This window comes from Gemmatimonadaceae bacterium, from assembly GCA_019752115.1.
In the GTDB taxonomy this organism is placed as follows: domain Bacteria; phylum Gemmatimonadota; class Gemmatimonadetes; order Gemmatimonadales; family Gemmatimonadaceae; genus Gemmatimonas.
Map to the genome: position 1 here is coordinate 1 of JAIEMN010000076.1, position 16,427 is coordinate 16,427.

The window sequence follows — 16,427 nt, forward strand, 5'->3', positions numbered from 1 at the left end:
ATTCTCGCGCAGGACCCAGCCGCGAGGCCACCACGGTGGCCTTGACTAGTTGGCCTTTCTCATAGAAGACATCCGAGCGGTCCAAGGCATGAGCCGGATATCGACGTACCCGTGTGCCTTGGATCCCTCGAACGTCTTGGATGTGATCAGTTAAGCGATCGTGCCGAATGCGCCGACTTGGCCGACCCCGCACTGACCAGCATCATCGTCGCCGTATTCACGAGCAGCGCGAGGAAGCCGATGTTGGTGTCGGTGATCCAGCGTGGCCAGAGCGGGAAGAACGTCGCGAGGTCCACGTTCGTGAGCGTCACGAACGCGACGACGCACTCGCCGAGGAGGATGCCGGCGATGGCGCCAGAGGCGGAGATGCGGCCGGGGAACCAGAGCGAGGCGAACAGTGCCGGCGCGAGCTGCGTGACGAGGCTGTACGCCATCAGCAGCAGCGCCACGATGGTGGAGCCGCCGCGGAAGGTGAAGGCGAGCGCGATGGCGGCGACGACCGGGACCATGAGGCGGGCGGTGCGCATCCCCTGCGTGGCGTCGCCAGCACGGGCCTGCCGGAGTCGCGCGAGCACGGTGGCCGTCGTCGTGAGGATGATCGACGCCGGTACGAGCGCGGTGAGGGCGCCGGCGGCGCCCACGATGCCCACGATCCACGGGCCGTACTCCCGGCGCGTGATGCGCAGCAGCGCGAGATCCGCGTCGGTGCCGCTCAGGCCGGGCATGGACAGCGTGGCCGCGAAGCCCACGAAGAACACGAACAGCAGGACCACCTGATACAGCGGCATGATCATCGCGTTGCGCCGAAAGACGCGGGCATCGCGCGCGGTGAACAGCGAGCCGAAGGTGTGCGGCCAGAGATAGAAGCCGAGCGCGGTGAGGAGCGTCGTGCTGGCGAACCAGGTGCGTGAGAGTCCCGTATCGCCGAGCGTGAGAAAGGTGGGGCGCTCGGTCACGAGACGCTCGAGCATCGGCGCGATGCCACCATGCAGCCGCGCCGGGAGCGCGATGCCCAGTCCGATGACGCTGACCAGCACCAGCATGTCTTTGAGCGCGGCCGTGAGCGCGGAGCCGCGGACACCGGCGAGCATCACATAGAGCACCACCAGGGTGAGCCCGATGACGATCGCGGTGGACGCGCCGATGGCGCCGTAGCTCGTCTCCGCGACGATGATGCCCAGCCCCTTGAGCTGCAGCACCAGATACGCGACGAGGGCCGCGCTTCCCACGAGGGCCACGACATGGCCGAGCAGTGGACTGTCGTACGCGCGCGCGAAGTACTCCGGCTGCGTCAGCACACGCCAGCGCGTACCGCGCTCCCAGATTGCGGGGAGCAGAAAGTACGAGCTCAGGTACGCCACCGTGGGGTACGCGAGGATGTAGAACGCCGGCGCGCCGCGGCCGTAGGCCCACCCGCTCCCCCCGAGGAAGGTGAAGGTGGTGTAGATCTCGCCGGCCATGAGCACGAACACGAGCACGGCGCCGAACCCGCGGCTGCCGACCGTCCACTCTTCGAGGCTCGTGGCGCCACGGGCACGCCAGGCAATGCCGAAGGCCAGCAGCAGGGTGGCTGCCAGAATGCCGAGTGCCACCGCCGCCGGCGTCATGCGGCTAGTGACCGCGCTCCGCGCGCCCGTCCAACCAGCCGATGATCCCCATCGTGACGGACGCGAGCAGTACCCACGCCACGATCCAGGCGAGCAGGAAGGGCATCCCCGCGAGCTTGGGTTCCACGCGATCGGCAATCCACGGTGCGCCGAGGAGTGCGGCCGCCGGAATCAGCGCCAACAAGCGATGCCAGCGCACGCTCAGGCGGTCTGCAGCAGGTCCAGCGTGGCTGCCGCGAGATAGCGCAGCCCGATGGCGAGCGAGCGCTCGTCGATCTGGAACCTGGGATGATGATGCGGATGCACGATGCCCCCCGCCACGTTGCCCGCGCCCACAAAGGCAAAGACGCCCGGCGCCTTCTGCTGATAGGCGGAGAAATCTTCGCCGCCCATCGTCGGGCGAAGCTCGACCAACGTGTCGCTGGCGAAGGTGCGGCGCACCACGTCACTGAGGCGCGCGGCCAGGGCGACGTCGTTCACGACCGGGCGATAGCCGTGCTCATAGGTGAAGTCGTACGTCGCCCCGAAGGCGCTCGTGACGCCGGCGATGACGCGCTCCATCTGCGCCGGCACCGTCGTGCGGAGCGTTGCGTCGAAGGTGCGCACGGTGCCCGCGAGGTAGGCGCTGTTCGGAATGACGTTCATCGCGGTCCCGGCAATGAACTGCGTGACGCTCAGCACGACCGGATCGAGCGGATCGACGCCGCGGGAGACGACCTGCTGCAGCGCGCTCACGACCTGCGCGCCGATGGCGATCGGATCCACGCAATCCTGCGGAATGGCGGCGTGACCGCCCCGCCCGATGATGTGGCACTGAAAGTTGTCGGGGGCCGCCATCGCCGGCCCGCTGATGATGCCGATCTTGCCGGTCTCGAGCGACGCCCAGAGATGAAGCCCGATCACCTGCTCCACCCCCGTCATCACGCCCGCCTGCACGAGCTCTTCGGCGCCACCGGGCGCGAGCTCTTCGGCGTGCTGGAAGATGAAGCGCACCTCGCCCTGCAGTGCGTCGCGATGCCGCGCGAGCAGCGTGGCGAGCCCCAGCACAATCGCAGTATGTCCGTCGTGCCCGCAGGCGTGCATCGCGCCGTCGCGGGTCGAGCGATAGCTGACGTCGTTCTCTTCAAGAATCGGCAGCGCGTCGATGTCGGCGCGCACCGCCACCGTGGGGCCCGGCCGCCCCGTGGCGAGCACTGCGAGGACACTCGTCGCTGTGGGACGGGTCACGATCAGCCCGGGGATCGCGGAGAGCGTCTCGGCGATGAACCGGGACGTCTCGACCTCGTGGAACGCCACCTCGGGGTGCATGTGGAGGTGACGGCGCCAGGCAACGACCTGCTCGAGCAGGCCGTCGATTTCGGCAAGCGGCGTGACGGGGTGGGCGCTGGTGGTCATGCGAAAGGCGGTGAACAGGGAACCGACCGGGTGTAACCGGTTCGGCCGCGGATGCGTAAGTTCCAGTATGCCGCTTCTGCAAACTAACGCCGCGGACCAGCCCGCTGTCGCACCCACGCCGCCCCAACCGCCGGGGGTGGTGACGGGGGCCGACATCGGCACCGGTCAGATCGTGTTCGACGCCCCCAAGACCGCGGCCGATCTGGCGGCCCTGCGGGAACGTCGGGACCTCCTCTCCAACCAGCTCTCGAACGTCACCAACCGCCGGTCGAGTCTGGTCCGTGAGCTGCAAAAGAACCCCGAGGGTGTTGCGCGGACTGGCGTGGAGAATCGCATCCGCGAACTGGACCAGCGGATTCTGCAGATCGAGAAGGACATCGAGGTCAACAGCCGCCTGATCGCCAACGCGCCGCTGAGTCTGGGCGCCGAGACGTCGTCGTCAGACAATCCGACGTTGCCACCGGGGCAGCTGTCGAGCGGGCAGATCACGGCCATCTCCATCGTGGGCACGATCGCGATCGGGCTGCCGATGGCGATCGCCATTGGGCGCACGATGTTCCGCCGCCTCGGGGCCCCGAAGCCGGCGCCGCAGATCCTCGAAAGCGCGCAGCGCCTCGAGCGCATGGAGCAGGCGATCGATGCCATGGCCGAACAGGTTGAGCGCATTTCCGAAGGGCAGCGCTTTGTCACGCAGCTCATGGCCCCCAAGCAAGGCCAGGTCGCGATTCCGGCGGCGCCGGTGTCCGAGCGCGTGGGCGGCTGATTGGCGGCGGCGCGCGTTCGCGCGCTAACGCCGCGGAGCCCTACGCCGGTAGATCGTCGACGGTGTTATCGCCGAGCATGGTACTCGACCGGCGCACGATGCCGGAGGTGATGCGCGGCACCACGCCGCCGCGCAGGCGCTCGTAGTTCATGCGAAAGAGTTCCACCGCAGCGGGGACATCATGCTCGCTGCGAAGGCGGAAGCTGATCCACCCCGACTGCGGCAGGGTGTGATGCGCCGCAGCGCGACCGGCGGCGACGAGATCGCGTCGCATGCGCACACTCACCAGCAGATCGGCGACGCCACCTACATGCACATGCCCGACTTCGCGGGTTCCCAGTCGGAACTCGACGCCGCCAAAGCGGTGCGGGCGCTCTTCGATGCCGTCCCACTCGCGCACGATGTTCGCGATGACGGCGCCGAAATCAGTGGTGGCCAGGCAGACCCCTCACGTGGGTGATGTGAAGAGCATGCAGCGGAAATGCGGAGAACGCAAATGGCGGGCGGACGCCGGTACTGCGGAAGCCTGAACGGCGGAAGCTGGACTACGGGAGCTGGACGGCGGGACGAGCGGGGGTCAGTGAGGGCAGATTGACGTGAGGTCGGCGACGACGGGGAGATGGTCGGAGGGGAAGCGATTCTCTAGGCGATCGGTGAGGGCGGCGTGACGCAGCACCGCGATGGGCTCCGAGACCAGGACGTAATCGATGCGTCGGCCGGGCTCGATCGCGGTGAAGGCGTTCCAGCTTGACGCGGGACCGTAGTGGCCGCTGCGACTCACCACGAACGCGTCGCGCAGCGGCGCAGCGCCATCGGCGATGACCTCGCTCGTGAGGACGCGGTACGGCGCGCTTGTGGGATCGGCGTTCAAGTCACCGGTCATGATGATCGGTTGCCCGTGGGCGAGGGTGGCCAGGCGGCGCCGGATCAGGCGTGCGCTCTCGATCCGGGCGTTCTCGCCCATGTGATCGAAGTGCGTGTTCAGCTGCAGCCAGCGACAGCCCGACGCGCGGTCGCGGAAGTGGGACCACGTCGCGATCCGCTCAAGGGCCGCATCCCAGCCCTTGCTGGCCACGACCTCCGGTGTGGTGGAGAGCCAGAACGTCCCGCTGTCGACGAGCGCGATGCGGCTGGTGCGGTAGTAGATCGCGCTGAACTCGCCGCCGGTCTTGCCGTCGGCGCGCCCCACGCCCACGCGCGCAAAGCCCGGGAGTCGCACATCGAGGTCCTCGAGCTGTCGCTGCAGGGCTTCCTGCACGCCGATGACATCCGCGCCGTGGAAGCGGAGCAGGGCGCCCACCCCATCGCGGCGATTTGGCCAGGCGTTCACGCCGTCACCGGGATTGTCGTAGCGCAGGTTGAAGGTCATGACGCGCAGCGGCGCGGTCGTGTCGCGGCGGCCGGAGTGCAGCGGAGCCCGGCAGGCGGCGAGGGCCGCCAGACTGGCGGCCACGAGGGCACGGAGGAGAGGGCGCATGTCCCGTGACGATGGCGCCAAACGCACGACGGCGGAAGCCAACTCGCTTCCGCCGTCGTGAACGCCAGCAACTGCGCCGCCCTTACACCGGGAAGAGCATCTCCCGGTAGCGCGGCAGCGGCCAGCAGTCATCGGCCACGGCGAGCTCGAGCGCGTCGCAGGCGTCGCGCACTTCGCCCATCGTCTCGCAGCTGATGGTGGTGAGATACTGCGCCTGCCCGCCGATGTCGTCGTGCATGTGCTCGGCCTTGGCGATCACCTTGGCGAGCTCCGCCTTCTTCTTCTGCAGCGTGGCGATGAGCTTCGACACGCCGTTGGCGGCGTCCACCACCGGCTGCATGTTGATGCCCGCGGCCGCGCCCTGACCGGCCGAGCCGGCGAGCTGGCCGAGGTACGCGTACGACGCCGGCAGCACCTGCGTGTCCACCATCTGCTGCAGCGTGTGCAGCTCGATGAGGATGTCCTTGATGTACCGCTCCATGCGCACGTGATAGCGGCTTTCGAGTTCGACCTCGGTCAGGATGCCGGTGTTCTTGAAGAGCGTCTTGGCGCCGTCCGTGAGGAGCTGCGCCAGGGCTTCCGGCGTGCGGCGGAGGTTGAGGAGGCCACGCTTGGCCGCTTCCACCACCCACTCGTCGGAGTAGTTGTTCCCTTCGAAGCGCACCGCGGCGGTCTCCTTGAACGCCTTGCGCACGACCTTGAGGATCGCGTCGTCGGTGCTGCTCTCGCCCTTCATCTCCTTGCGGAGTTCTTCCGTCACGTCGGCGATCGCTTCGGCCACCGCGGCCTGCAGCAGCATCACCGGGAAGGCGATGCTCTGCCCACCGCCCACGGCGCGGAACTCGAACTTGGCGCCGGTGAAGGCAAAGGGCGACGTGCGGTTGCGGTCGGTGTTGTCCTGCTCGACTTCGGGGAGCTTGGCGACGCCGAGCTTGAGCATCGCCTGTTCGGCGTTGCGCGGGCTCGTCTTGCCGGCGGCGATGTCTTCGACGACCTGCGTGAGGCCCGAGCCGAGGAACGCCGAGATGATGGCCGGCGGCGCTTCGTTTGCGCCGAGGCGGTGTTCGTTACCCGACGTGGCAATACCGGCGCGGAGCAGGCCGGCGTGCTTGTGCACACCCTTGAGCACCGCGGCCAGGAAGAGCAGGAAGCGCACGTTCTGGTGCGGCGTCTTGCCCGGCTTGAGCAGGTTCGTGCCGGCGAGCTCGTTGTCGGACGTGATCGACATCGACCAGTTGCAGTGCTTGCCCGAGCCGTTGATGCCGGCGAAGGGCTTCTCGTGCACGATGGCCTGCAGCCCGTGACGGAGCGCGACCTTGCGCAGGACGCTCATCACGAGGTGGTTGTGATCCACCGCGATGTCGGAGTCCTCGAAGATCGGCGCCATTTCGAACTGGCTCGGTGCGACTTCGTTGTGGCGCGTGACGATGGGCACGCCGAGCTTGTAGAGCTCCTGCTCGACTTCGCTGATGCACGCCTGGACGCGCTCGGGGATGCCACCGAAGTAGTGGTCTTCGAGCTGCTGGCCACGCGGCGGCGCCGCACCCACCAGCGTGCGGTTGCCCATCACGAGGTCGGGGCGGAGCGCAAAGTGCGCGCGGTCGATGAGGAAGAACTCCTGCTCCACACCGAGCGTGGTGTTCACGCGGAGCACGCCCTTGTCGCCGATGAGCTCGAGGAGCTCCATGGCGTTGTGCGAGAGGATGTCCGAGCTGCGGAGCAGCGGCGTCATCTCGTCGAGCGCCTCACCGTTGTAGCCGATGAAGACCGACGGGATGCAGAGGTACTTCACGCCACCCGTTTCGCTGATGAACACCGGCGAGGCCGGGTTCCACGCGGTGTAGCCGCGCGCTTCCCACGTCGCGCGGAGACCGCCCGACGGGAACGACGAGGCGTCCGGTTCCGACTGAATGAGCTGCTCCCCCGAGAACGACTCGATGGGCAGGTTGTTCTCATCGAAGTTCAGGAAGGCGTCATGCTTTTCGGCCGTGAGCCCCGTCTGCGGCTGGAACCAGTGCGTGAAGTGCGTGACGCCATGGCTGATCGCCCACTCCTTGATGACCTGCGCCACGACCGGCGCGATCTCGCTGTCGAGCTTTTTGCCGAGGCGGATGGAGGCCGCGAGCTTCTTGTAGACATCCTTGGGCAGCTTCTGGCGCATCTGGCGGATGCCAAACGTGTTGACGCCGTACCAGGTGCTGGTGGGGAGCTGCACGCCATCGGCTTCCGGGCGCTTGGTGAGGCGAACCGGGCGGTGCGTGATCTCGCGCATGGCGGAGATGCGCGAATTGTTGTTGTTGGCCATGAGCAGGGCGAAGTGAGAGGAGGCGACGGGTTGGAGAAAGGGTCCGGACCGTGTCGCCCACAGATTCGTGCACAGCGTGCAGGAATATCGCCCATTTGGGAGCCGAATCCAATGTCCACGCGCTGGAATGCGCGGCATCTTCTGCTGAAATTGCACGAAGTGTCACACACCAGGGTGGGGAATCGGTGTGTAACGAAGAAAAGCCGAACCGCCGTTATGGAATGGGCGGCCCGGCCCCGGCGTAGCCGCTCTGAGTGAGGATTCCGGCCGGATCTCGGAGTTCGATCAGCTCCCGCACCGCCTGCGCCTTATTCGCGGCCCGGTTGTAGTAGGCCTGGGCGATCCGGAAGCCGATGAAGTAGCCGAGGTCACCCGGCCGCCCGCCGGTGGTGCTCCCCTGGTTGTAGAGCCAGCGGCTCACATCGCTGCCGTCCTTCTCCTGCAGGAATTCCGCGAAATAGGTGGCTTCGTTGGCCTGCCAGGTGCGGAAGAACGTGCGGTACGAGGGCTGTCCGGCTACCAGGCTGGCGATGAACTCGGCCACGCCTTCGTGCAGCACGCGCGCGTAGAGCGGCGCGCCATTCCGGGCGGAAGTGGCGCCGGCGCGCAGCGAGAGGTAGTGCGTGTGCTCGTGCGCCACGAGTGGCGCGAGGTCGGTGGCCCAGCTCTTCTGGTTGTCGCGGGCGAAGCTGTTGAGCGCGCCCAGCGGTGCGTTGGCGTCGGTGCCAAAGAACTCGAAGCCCACGAGCAGCCCGCTGGTCCCCGCCGTGCCGGCCGTGCTGTAGCGCCCCACGAGGAGCGTGACGGGCGGGAAGAAGGCGTTGGGATAGAGCTGCTTGATGGTGGCGTAGTTCGCGCGGATGGTGCTCAGCACGGCGGTGCGATTGGCCGTGGTCCACCACGTGTGCAGTGCATCGAGATACGCGGGGTACGCGGTCGCGACCTGCACGAGTGAGGTGGCGGTGAGCTGGCGCAAGCCGATGAACTCGCGCAGGCCGGCCGTGGCACTGTCGAGATAGCGCCGCTGAAACGCGGTGCTGTTGCCGCTCTTGCCGCCGGCGTCGTAGGCGCGCCAGTAGCGATCGACATCATCCGTCACCAGCTGCGCGAGCGCCGGATCGGTGGGATACTCGGCGGGCGCCGCGGTGGGGGCATCGTGGCCGCCGCAGGCAGTGAGCACGAGGAGCGCGGTGACGGCACGCAAGCGTCGCATGCCTGATTGGACGCAAGGCGGCCGCAGAGGGTTTCGCGAGTGCTAGCTTTCGACATGCGCCGAATTCCCGTCTGGATATCCGGATTGTGTCTCGCTCTCCCACTGGCGTGGTCGCTAGCGGCCTGCGGTGCCAAGGAGCCTGCCGCGACGCCCGCCGCATCATCGACACCAGCGGCGCTGCCCCCCGTTCCGCGTCCGTCTTCGCCCAGTGACGCGGCCTGCCCGCGCGACGGTACGTGGAAGCCGTGCGCTCTCGAGGACCGCATCAGCAAGGCGGGGATGGTGGCCAAGGTGCTCGACAGCGTGCGCGTCCCGTTCTTCAAAACGCCGGGGACGCGCTATCGCATTGGCAAAGAGGCGCGCATGGTGGTGTTCTATGGCGCCGATTCCGCCGCGCTGCACTCGGCCACGGCGGGGCTCGATCCCTTCCGCCTCACGCCACGCGGCGACACGATCGGCGCGTGGCCCTCGGCGCCGCGCGAAGTGATTCGCAGCGCCAATCTGATTGCGGTGCTCTTCGACGTGAATGCCACACAGGCGGAACGGGTGCGCCTGGCGATTACCGCCGGCGCGCCGCTCACGAACCCCTCGCTGATGCTGGCACCGAGCGATACGCAGACGGTGCGGAAGCTGCCGGCGGTGCCGGCGCGTTAGCGGTTGACATATCGTATGTCAGATTGGTAGCATACGATATGACGCGCACGACCGTTCGCCTTCCCGACGATCTCCTCGAGCGCGCGCAGGCGCACGCGGCGCGAACGGGACGCACGTTCACGCAGCTGCTGGCCGACGCGCTCCGTTATGAACTGAGCCGCGGCGCACCGGCCCGACGGGTGATGGAGCCGCTGCCCACCTACGGCGGCCAGGGGCTTCAGCCCGGGGTGGATCTGTCGAGCACCAGCGCGTTGCTCGATCGCATGGACGATCTCTGACACCGGCCGATGTATCTGGTCGATGTGAACGTGCTCGTGGGGGCGATGCGGACGGATGCGCCGCGTCATGAGGTGATGCGCGCGGCGCTGGATCGGTTGCGGGTCGGACCAGAGCCCTTCGCCCTCTGCGAACCGGTCTATGCCGGCGCGCTGCGCATTCTGACGCATCCCAAGATCTTCCGGCCACCGACGCCGGTTTCGGATGCGCTTCGATTCGTGCAGACGCTGCGCGACACGCCAACGGCGGTGACGCTCGCACCCGGTGCTCGCCATTGGTCACTCTTCACCGATCTCGTGGCGCACACCAACGCCTCGGGCAATCTGGTCGCCGACGCCTGGCTCGCCGCGCTCGCACTCGAGCACGGCTGCACCATGTTGAGCGACGATGCCGACTTCGCGCGATTTCGCGGGCTGCGCTGGGAGCGCCCGGACGATCTCGGTTCGTAGCGCGCCTTACCCGGCCTTCCGCACCGGCGCCTTGTCCTGGCTCTCCATCGCCGCACCGAGCGCTTCGGCGGTCCACACGATGGCGTTCGTGTAGTACTCGCTGATCTTCGCCGGATCGACGCCCATCTCCTTCGCGATTTCGGTCGCGTTTTCGAAGAGGCCGAGCTCGTAGCTTTCGGCGAACATGATCGCGTTGGCGTACGGGCCCTCGCGCTGCAACAGCGCGGTGACGGCTTCGTCGCTGAGCACGACGCGCTCGAGGATCTCTTCGAGCGGCATGCGGAAGACGGCATCGAGCAGCGAGAAGAGCCCCACGAGGAACAGCGTGCCGCTGTCGCGGCCACCGCCCACGAGCTGTTCGAGCAGACGGCCGCGTTCGACGGCCTGACGCACCAGCTCCTGGTCCACGCCCGTTCGGCTCTTGCGCGTCGCGGCCACGGCCACGGCGAGCCAGCGTAGGAACGCGTTGCGGCCAATGAGGCGCAGCGCCTGCCCGATCGAGGCCACGCCCCGTCCGCCCAGCGCGGCGCTGTTCACCAGGCGCAGCAGCTGGAAGGTGAGCACGGGATCGGTGGCGATCACATCTTCAAGCTGGCGATCGCTGCAGTTCTGGTCGCGCGCGAGCCCCATGAGGCGCATCGCGGCCACCGTGCTCTGCGGCATTTCAGCGGTCGGCAGCGGCTCGGGGCGGCTGAAGAAACTCCCCTGGAAGCCATCGAAGCCGCGCTGCAGGGTGGCCTCGAACTGCTCGAGCTCCTCGACATTGTAGGCAATGAGCTGCGCGGGCTTGGCGGCTCCGCTATGCTTGACGCGGTCGCAGATCGAGCCGATCAGCGCCGCATCGCCACTGCGGGCGTTGACGCGCACCCAGCTCACGAGCGGCAGCAACGCCTCGGCCGGCGAGGGATTGATGCCGGCGTCTTCGAGGGCGATCAGCCCGCCGTTGTTGCGATACCGGTGCACCGCCTCGACCACCGCGTCATCGACCTCGAGGTCGCGCGGCAGCATGACAATGGCGGTACCCGGTTCAGCCACCAGGAACGCGTCCTCCACAAGCTGCTCGCGCGTCGCCAGAACGAACGCGGGCATCTTGTTGCGGACGAGGTCGAAGCTGCCGCTGAGGAAAGCGCGCGCAAACGCGTGCTGTCCGTCCTCGACGTCATTGAACCGGATTTCGTAGCCAATCAGGGCTCCGGTCTTTCCGAAGACCGGCTGGCGGACGAGGCAGATGTCGGACATAGGGCGGCAAGGGCCGGCAAGGGGTGGCGCGACCAGTAGGGTTCTGGCGACAATAGGACGATTCAGGCGCCGCCGAGGACACGCCCGGTCCGGGCCCCGGCCTTTTGGCCGACTCGGCGCCTCCCCCAGCCCCACCCGATGAGTCTCTCGACCCTCGATGGCTCCCTGCACCGCGGCTGCGGTGGCCGGTACGCCCTCCAGACAGAAACGGTGACCATGCGCCTCTCGGGCATGGCGGCCGAGGTGACGCGCGAGTTCTACCGCTGCGAGAAGTGCGGACATGAACAGCGCACCATCGACCAGCGCGACGCGGCCGAAAAGGCGGCGACGGAGTCGATCCGGGCGGAGCACAACCTCCTGGCCCCGCGGGCGATCCGGCAGCTCCGGGAGTCACTGGGGCTTTCGGTGGCCCAGTTTGCGGAGCTGATCTACGGGACGCCGAAGGGGATTGTGGACGGCTGGGAGAAGGGGAAATACCTCCAGAACCGCGACGCGGATGCGCTCATCCGCTCGCTGCTGGACCGCGAGACGCTGGAGCGGCGCGCGGCCAAGGCGGGCGTTACGCTGCCCGCCCTGACGGCTGATGGCTCGCCGGCGGCGGTAGGGAAGCCGGACGCCTCTGAACCTGCCGACGCTTCGGGCGCGGCGTAGAGGGTTTGGCGCGGCGGCTCGGCGCCGGCGAGCCGCTGCTCGGGGGAGTCTCCCGGGTTCGGAAACGCTGCGCGTTCCGAAGCCGGGAGACCTCACCCCTCGCATCGCCTCGCCGGCGCCGGCCGGGCGGGCACCGTTCACCGCTCAGATGTCAGATGGTCGGATGGCGCCGGCGCTTCGCTGGGCGCGACGGGGGACGCGGAGTGGTTTCGCGTCGGAATGATGACACGTGGGGCTCGCTCCGGTGCTAGGCTGCGGCATGTTCCGGAGAATGGCTCACGCGGAGGTGGATGCGCAGATGCGCCGGCAGAAGCAGGCCATCGCGGCGGCGCTGGTTGCGGCCGTGGACGGCTGGCCGGCGCCGGAGGCGGGGGCGTGGCTCGAGATGAGTGCCGGCCTCGTGAGCGACCTCAAACGCGGGCGCGTGGATCGGGTGTCGATGGATCGGTTGCTGCGCAGCGCGATGCGACTCGGTCTCACTGTTCACGTGGATGTGCGAGCGCTCCCCGCGTCGCCTCCCGCGCCGCCCAGCGAAGCGCCGGCCTCCGTGTGGCGGCGGGACAGTGCCGGCACAGGGGTGGGTCTCCCGGCTTCGGAACGCGCACGCGTTTCCGAACCCGGGAGACCACCCCGAAGCCGGCAGTGACCCGCCGCCACGCGCACCAACGCCTCTCCCCTCTGAAACCGAACGCAGGGCGCCGCGTTGGGAGAGGCGAATCGTTAGGTTGGCACGACACCCCACGACCCGCTCCGCTTGTCTGACTCGCTGATTGCTGCCCGTGCCCTGACGCGACGCTATGGTGCCGTGACCGCGCTCGATGCGCTCACGGTGGACATTGCGCCCGGCATCACCGGCCTCGTGGGCGCCAACGGCGCGGGGAAGAGCACGTTCGTGAAGATCCTCCTCGGGCTCGTCGAGCCGAGTGACGGGAGCGCCAGCGTGATGGGGCATGATGTCACGCGCGAGCGCGACACGATCCGCGCGCTGGTGGGCTACATGCCCGAACACGACTGCCTGCCGCCCGAGATGAGCGCGACGGAGTTCGTGACGTTCATGGCGCGGCTCTCCGGCTTGCCGGCCACCGCGGCGCGCGAGCGATCCGCGGAAGTGCTGCGGCATGTGGGGCTGTTCGAGGAGCGCTATCGCCCGATGGGCGGCTACTCCACCGGCATGGCGCAGCGCGTGAAGCTCGCGCAGGCGCTCGTGCACGATCCGCGCGTCCTCATTCTCGACGAGCCCACCAATGGGCTCGACCCCGCTGGCCGCGACGAGATGCTCGCGCTCATCGTGCGCACCGGGCGCGAGTTCGGGATCTCGGTGCTCGTGAGTTCGCACCTGCTCGGCGAGCTCGAACGCATCTGCGATCGCATCGTGATGATCGACTTCGGGCGGCTCGTGCGCGCTGATGACCTCGGGGCGCTCACGGGCGAGACCGGGACGCTCATGATCGAGATCGACGGCGATCCGGAGGCGCTCGCGGCGCAGCTGACTGCTGCGGGGCTGCTCGTGCGGGCGGAGCGCAACCGCGTGCTGGTGGAGCTGCCGGAAGGCGAGGCGGCGGCGCAGCGGGCGTATGACGTCGTGCGGGATGCCGCGGTGGCGCTCGATGCCGGGGTGCTGCGGCTGGAGCGGCGGCGTGGGCATCTGGAGGCGTTGTTCGCATGAGCGACGCGACCGCAGGGCGCCGCGCGACGCCCACACCAGCGGGTGGGTCGGTCATCCATGACCTTGGCTATCGCCGCTACGAAGGGCCACGCGCTGGCGTGCGCGAAGCGCGGCGCGCGTTGTTCTGGCAGGGGTTCCGCGCGCTCTTCGGGCTCGGCCGGCCCGCCAAGTCCAAGGCGATCCCGGTGTTCGTGCTCATCGTGACGATGTTGCCGAGCCTGGCGAGTGTGGTGGCGTCGGGCGCGTCGAACGGGCAGGTGCCGGTGAACTACGCGGCGCTGATCGCCGGGCAGACGCTGCTCTTCGTGCTGTTCATGGCGGCCCAGGGGCCGGAGCTGATGAGTCGTGATCAGCAGCATCGCGTGCTGCCGCTCATGTTCACGCGCACCGTGACGCGATCGCAGTACGCGTTCGTGCGGTGGCTGTCGGTGTTCAGTGCGGTGCTGTGTGTGGCGTTGGCGCCGCTGCTGTTGCTGTGGATCGGACAGATCGGCGTCGCCAAAGATCCGGCGGCCGCGTTCACCACCGTGGGCCCCCGGATCGGGCCGGTGCTGCTGCTCGCGACCACGATGGCCTGGGTGATCGGCAATGTGGGGGCGTTTCTGTCGAGCCTCTCACCACGCCGGGCGTATGCGACGGCGGCGGTGATCGGGTCGTTTCTCGTCTGCATTGCGATCGGGTCGGCCCTGCGCGACCTCGCAGGCCTGTCATACTACATCGCGGCGTACGTGGACCAGATCGAAGGGATGCGCACGGTGGCGTTCATTCTGTTCGGCGAAACGACACGTGGCATCGAGCTGCATCCGCCGCCGCCGGTGTGGACGTTTCTGCTGACGGAGTTCGCGGTGGGTGCGGCCGGCCTGGCGGGGCTCTTCTGGCGCATGCGCCGGGTGGACGCATGAGTGCGCCGCCGCTCGTCTTCGAGAACGTGTCGCACTGGTATGGCGATGTCGTGGCGGTGAACGACATCTCCGCCACCGTGAACGCCGGCATCACCGGGCTGCTCGGGCCGAATGGCGCCGGCAAGAGCACGCTGCTGCAGCTGGCGGCCGGGCTCGTGCGCCCGTCGAGTGGCGTTGTGCGCGTGTACGGCACCGAGCCGGTGGAACGCCCCGAGGTGTTCCGCCAGGTGGCGCTCGTGCCGGAGCGCGAAGCGATGCCTGGCATGCTGACGCCGCGCCAGTTCGTGGAGGCACGCGCCACGCTGCTCGGTGTCCGCGATGTGAAGGACGCCGCGAAGCGCGCCATTGCCACGGTGGACCTCGAAGAGGCGGCCGATCGCGCCATCGGTGGATTCTCGAAGGGCATGCGGCAGCGCACGAAGCTCGCGGCGGCGCTGGTGCATGAGCCCACGCTGCTGCTGCTCGACGAGCCGTTCAACGGCCTCGATCCGCGGCAGCGCCTGCACATGATGCAGCTGCTCGAGGCGCGCGCCGCCGAAGGGACGGCGGTGTTGCTGTCGAGTCACATCCTGGAAGAGATCGAGGATGTCGCCGCGCGCATTCTGGTGGTGCTGTCGGGGCGGTTGGCGGCCAGCGGTGATCATCGCACGCTGCGCCGCCTCATGACCGATCGCCCGCACACGGTGCGGGTGCGGGCCAGCAACGTGCGCGCGCTGGCCCCGGCTCTCGTGGGCGACGCGAGTGTCATCGGGGTGGACGTGGAGGGCACGGCGCTGGTGGTGCGTACCACCGACTTCACCGCGTTCTCGCGCCTCGTGGCGCGCGCCGCGCAGGCGGCGCAGGTCACGCTGACGGAAGTGCAGCCCACCGATGAGTCGCTCGAGCACGTCTTTGCGTATCTGGTGAACCGATGAGTGCTTCTGCCACGACGCCCCGCGGGGCTGCGCCGACGGCCGGGCGCGTGTCGTTTCCGGCCACCGCGCGCGTGCTGGTGCAGCTCGCCTGGGCGCGCACGCGCAGCCCGGTGCTGCTCTTGGGCATCGGCGTGCTGGTGCTGCTGCCGATGTTCTTTGCGGTGGTGTTTGCCAGTCGCGGCGTGTTGAGTGGCGATCCGGTGGAGTTTCTGGTGCGCCGCTACGATGAACTGGTGTGCGCACTGGCCACGCCGCTCATTGCGCTGCTCTTCGGGACCAGCGCCTTCAGCGCTGAAGCCGATGACGGGACGCTTCTCTATCTCGTGACCACCACCACCCCGCGCTGGTGGATCGTGGCGGTGCGCACGCTCTTCGCGAGCGTCCTCACGGGGGCGGTGTCGGCCTTTGCGGTGTGGGGTACCGGCGCGATCGCGGTGGGTTCATCAGACCCGGAGCATATCACGAGTGCCTTCACGCTCGCGGTGTTCTACGGCGGCGCGACGTACGCCGCACTGTTCACCGCGCTGGCGCTGCTCACGCGGCGCGCGCTCGTGAGCGGGCTTGTGTACGTGATCTTCTGGGAGGGGGTGCTCAGCGGCACCTTCCCCGCGCTGCAGTACCTGAGCGTGCGTCAGTGGATGCTTGCCGTGGCCGCCGAGTTCACCGATGCGAGCGATGCGCGCCTCACCAGCGGGCCGAGTGTGTGGTTCGCGCTCGGGGCGAGTGTCGTGCTCGTGCTCTTCACGGTGTACGTGGGGGGGCGGCGGTTGCATCAACCGCGGATTGGGCGGGTGGGGACTTGAACTGCTAACAGCGTATACGTGGGGCGTATACGTACTGTGGAGTTGCCCCGAAAAAGTGGACGCGTGTCGGATCGATACTACGCGGCCATCGGCTGTTGCGCTTCGTACTCGGC

At 68.2% G+C, this 16,427-nt stretch carries 18 protein-coding genes; 10 read left to right on the top strand and 8 right to left on the bottom strand.

Annotated elements, in window-relative coordinates; translation table 11 throughout:
- Positions 1-146: 146 nt before the first annotated feature.
- The 3 genes from K2R93_21460 to K2R93_21470 are packed head-to-tail and all read right to left on the bottom strand — an operon-like array spanning position 147 to position 3,002.
- Entirely contained in the window at positions 147-1,607 is a 1,461-nt protein-coding gene (locus K2R93_21460) for a sodium:solute symporter (protein ID MBY0492417.1), read from the bottom strand.
- Positions 1,608-1,611: 4 nt separating this feature from the next.
- Positions 1,612-1,806, bottom strand: a complete 195-nt coding sequence (locus tag K2R93_21465) for a DUF3311 domain-containing protein (protein MBY0492418.1) — start codon at positions 1,804-1,806, stop codon at positions 1,612-1,614.
- Positions 1,807-1,808: 2 nt separating this feature from the next.
- Complete coding sequence (locus K2R93_21470; protein ID MBY0492419.1) at positions 1,809-3,002, bottom strand: amidohydrolase; 1,194 nt, start codon at positions 3,000-3,002, stop codon at positions 1,809-1,811.
- A 67-nt stretch (positions 3,003-3,069) separates the two neighbouring features.
- On the opposite strand from K2R93_21470, the gene K2R93_21475 reads away from it, so the two are divergent.
- Positions 3,070-3,765 (top strand): hypothetical protein, encoded by a 696-nt coding sequence (locus K2R93_21475; GenBank protein ID MBY0492420.1) that lies wholly within the window; start codon positions 3,070-3,072, stop codon positions 3,763-3,765.
- Between the two features lie 40 nt (positions 3,766-3,805).
- Here the strand turns inward: K2R93_21475 and K2R93_21480 are convergent, their stop codons facing one another.
- The 4 genes from K2R93_21480 to K2R93_21495 all read right to left on the bottom strand — a co-directional run bounded on the left by K2R93_21480 (position 3,806) and on the right by K2R93_21495 (position 8,760).
- Complete coding sequence (locus K2R93_21480) at positions 3,806-4,165, bottom strand: DUF5519 family protein (GenBank protein MBY0492421.1); 360 nt, start codon at positions 4,163-4,165, stop codon at positions 3,806-3,808.
- A 177-nt stretch (positions 4,166-4,342) separates the two neighbouring features.
- The gene (locus K2R93_21485; protein MBY0492422.1) at positions 4,343-5,242 is read right to left on the bottom strand and encodes an endonuclease/exonuclease/phosphatase family protein; all 900 of its coding nucleotides are present in this window, start codon (positions 5,240-5,242) and stop codon (positions 4,343-4,345) included.
- Between the two features lie 82 nt (positions 5,243-5,324).
- A complete protein-coding gene (locus K2R93_21490; GenBank protein ID MBY0492423.1) occupies positions 5,325-7,547 on the bottom strand; it encodes a glutamine synthetase III in 2,223 nt (740 codons plus the stop codon).
- Between the two features lie 214 nt (positions 7,548-7,761).
- Entirely contained in the window at positions 7,762-8,760 is a 999-nt protein-coding gene (locus K2R93_21495; GenBank protein ID MBY0492424.1) for a DUF2268 domain-containing protein, read from the bottom strand.
- Between the two features lie 54 nt (positions 8,761-8,814).
- On the opposite strand from K2R93_21495, the gene K2R93_21500 reads away from it, so the two are divergent.
- Genes K2R93_21500 through K2R93_21510 form a run of 3 tightly spaced genes read left to right on the top strand, consistent with a single transcriptional unit; the run spans position 8,815 to position 10,139 of the window.
- Positions 8,815-9,414 carry a hypothetical protein gene (locus K2R93_21500; protein ID MBY0492425.1) on the top strand — a complete coding sequence of 200 codons (600 nt, stop codon included), beginning with the start codon at positions 8,815-8,817 and terminating at the stop codon, positions 9,412-9,414.
- A gap of 38 nt (positions 9,415-9,452) precedes the next feature.
- Entirely contained in the window at positions 9,453-9,692 is a 240-nt protein-coding gene (locus K2R93_21505; GenBank protein MBY0492426.1) for a ribbon-helix-helix domain-containing protein, read from the top strand.
- A gap of 9 nt (positions 9,693-9,701) precedes the next feature.
- The gene (locus K2R93_21510; protein MBY0492427.1) at positions 9,702-10,139 is read left to right on the top strand and encodes a PIN domain-containing protein; all 438 of its coding nucleotides are present in this window, start codon (positions 9,702-9,704) and stop codon (positions 10,137-10,139) included.
- 6 nt (positions 10,140-10,145) lie between these two features.
- On the opposite strand, the gene K2R93_21515 is transcribed toward K2R93_21510, so the two are convergent.
- Positions 10,146-11,378, bottom strand: coding sequence for an HDOD domain-containing protein (locus K2R93_21515; GenBank protein MBY0492428.1), 1,233 nt, complete (start codon positions 11,376-11,378; stop codon positions 10,146-10,148).
- Between the two features lie 138 nt (positions 11,379-11,516).
- On the opposite strand from K2R93_21515, the gene K2R93_21520 reads away from it, so the two are divergent.
- The 6 genes from K2R93_21520 to K2R93_21545 all read left to right on the top strand — a co-directional run bounded on the left by K2R93_21520 (position 11,517) and on the right by K2R93_21545 (position 16,314).
- Positions 11,517-12,029 carry a hypothetical protein gene (locus tag K2R93_21520; protein MBY0492429.1) on the top strand — a complete coding sequence of 171 codons (513 nt, stop codon included), beginning with the start codon at positions 11,517-11,519 and terminating at the stop codon, positions 12,027-12,029.
- 271 nt (positions 12,030-12,300) lie between these two features.
- On the top strand, positions 12,301-12,675 hold the full coding sequence (locus K2R93_21525; protein MBY0492430.1) for a helix-turn-helix domain-containing protein: 375 nt from the start codon (positions 12,301-12,303) through the stop codon (positions 12,673-12,675).
- A gap of 108 nt (positions 12,676-12,783) precedes the next feature.
- Positions 12,784-13,695, top strand: a complete 912-nt coding sequence (locus K2R93_21530; protein MBY0492431.1) for an ABC transporter ATP-binding protein — start codon at positions 12,784-12,786, stop codon at positions 13,693-13,695.
- Positions 13,692-14,597 (top strand): hypothetical protein, encoded by a 906-nt coding sequence (locus K2R93_21535; GenBank protein ID MBY0492432.1) that lies wholly within the window; start codon positions 13,692-13,694, stop codon positions 14,595-14,597. The genes K2R93_21530 and K2R93_21535 overlap by 4 nt, the downstream gene beginning before the upstream one ends.
- Entirely contained in the window at positions 14,594-15,511 is a 918-nt protein-coding gene (locus K2R93_21540; GenBank protein MBY0492433.1) for an ABC transporter ATP-binding protein, read from the top strand. The genes K2R93_21535 and K2R93_21540 overlap by 4 nt, the downstream gene beginning before the upstream one ends.
- Positions 15,508-16,314, top strand: a complete 807-nt coding sequence (locus K2R93_21545) for an ABC transporter permease subunit (GenBank protein ID MBY0492434.1) — start codon at positions 15,508-15,510, stop codon at positions 16,312-16,314. The genes K2R93_21540 and K2R93_21545 overlap by 4 nt, the downstream gene beginning before the upstream one ends.
- The last annotated feature ends 113 nt before the right edge of the window (positions 16,315-16,427 follow it).

Bases quoted from the DNA above. Each gene is read 5' to 3' on its own strand.
- K2R93_21520 (MBY0492429.1), top strand. From the start codon at position 11,517: ATGAGTCTCTCGACCCTCGATGGCTCCCTGCACCGCGGCTGCGGTGGC.
- K2R93_21535 (MBY0492432.1), top strand. From the start codon at position 13,692: ATGAGCGACGCGACCGCAGGGCGCCGCGCGACGCCCACACCAGCGGGT.
- K2R93_21545 (MBY0492434.1), top strand. From the start codon at position 15,508: ATGAGTGCTTCTGCCACGACGCCCCGCGGGGCTGCGCCGACGGCCGGG.
- K2R93_21505 (MBY0492426.1), top strand. From the start codon at position 9,453: ATGACGCGCACGACCGTTCGCCTTCCCGACGATCTCCTCGAGCGCGCG.
- K2R93_21490 (MBY0492423.1), bottom strand. From the start codon at position 7,547: ATGGCCAACAACAACAATTCGCGCATCTCCGCCATGCGCGAGATCACG.
- K2R93_21510 (MBY0492427.1), top strand. From the start codon at position 9,702: ATGTATCTGGTCGATGTGAACGTGCTCGTGGGGGCGATGCGGACGGAT.
- K2R93_21495 (MBY0492424.1), bottom strand. From the start codon at position 8,760: ATGCGACGCTTGCGTGCCGTCACCGCGCTCCTCGTGCTCACTGCCTGC.
- K2R93_21500 (MBY0492425.1), top strand. From the start codon at position 8,815: ATGCGCCGAATTCCCGTCTGGATATCCGGATTGTGTCTCGCTCTCCCA.
- K2R93_21470 (MBY0492419.1), bottom strand. From the start codon at position 3,002: ATGACCACCAGCGCCCACCCCGTCACGCCGCTTGCCGAAATCGACGGC.
- K2R93_21475 (MBY0492420.1), top strand. From the start codon at position 3,070: ATGCCGCTTCTGCAAACTAACGCCGCGGACCAGCCCGCTGTCGCACCC.
- K2R93_21515 (MBY0492428.1), bottom strand. From the start codon at position 11,378: ATGTCCGACATCTGCCTCGTCCGCCAGCCGGTCTTCGGAAAGACCGGA.
- K2R93_21525 (MBY0492430.1), top strand. From the start codon at position 12,301: ATGGCTCACGCGGAGGTGGATGCGCAGATGCGCCGGCAGAAGCAGGCC.
- K2R93_21540 (MBY0492433.1), top strand. From the start codon at position 14,594: ATGAGTGCGCCGCCGCTCGTCTTCGAGAACGTGTCGCACTGGTATGGC.
- K2R93_21460 (MBY0492417.1), bottom strand. From the start codon at position 1,607: ATGACGCCGGCGGCGGTGGCACTCGGCATTCTGGCAGCCACCCTGCTG.
- K2R93_21485 (MBY0492422.1), bottom strand. From the start codon at position 5,242: ATGCGCCCTCTCCTCCGTGCCCTCGTGGCCGCCAGTCTGGCGGCCCTC.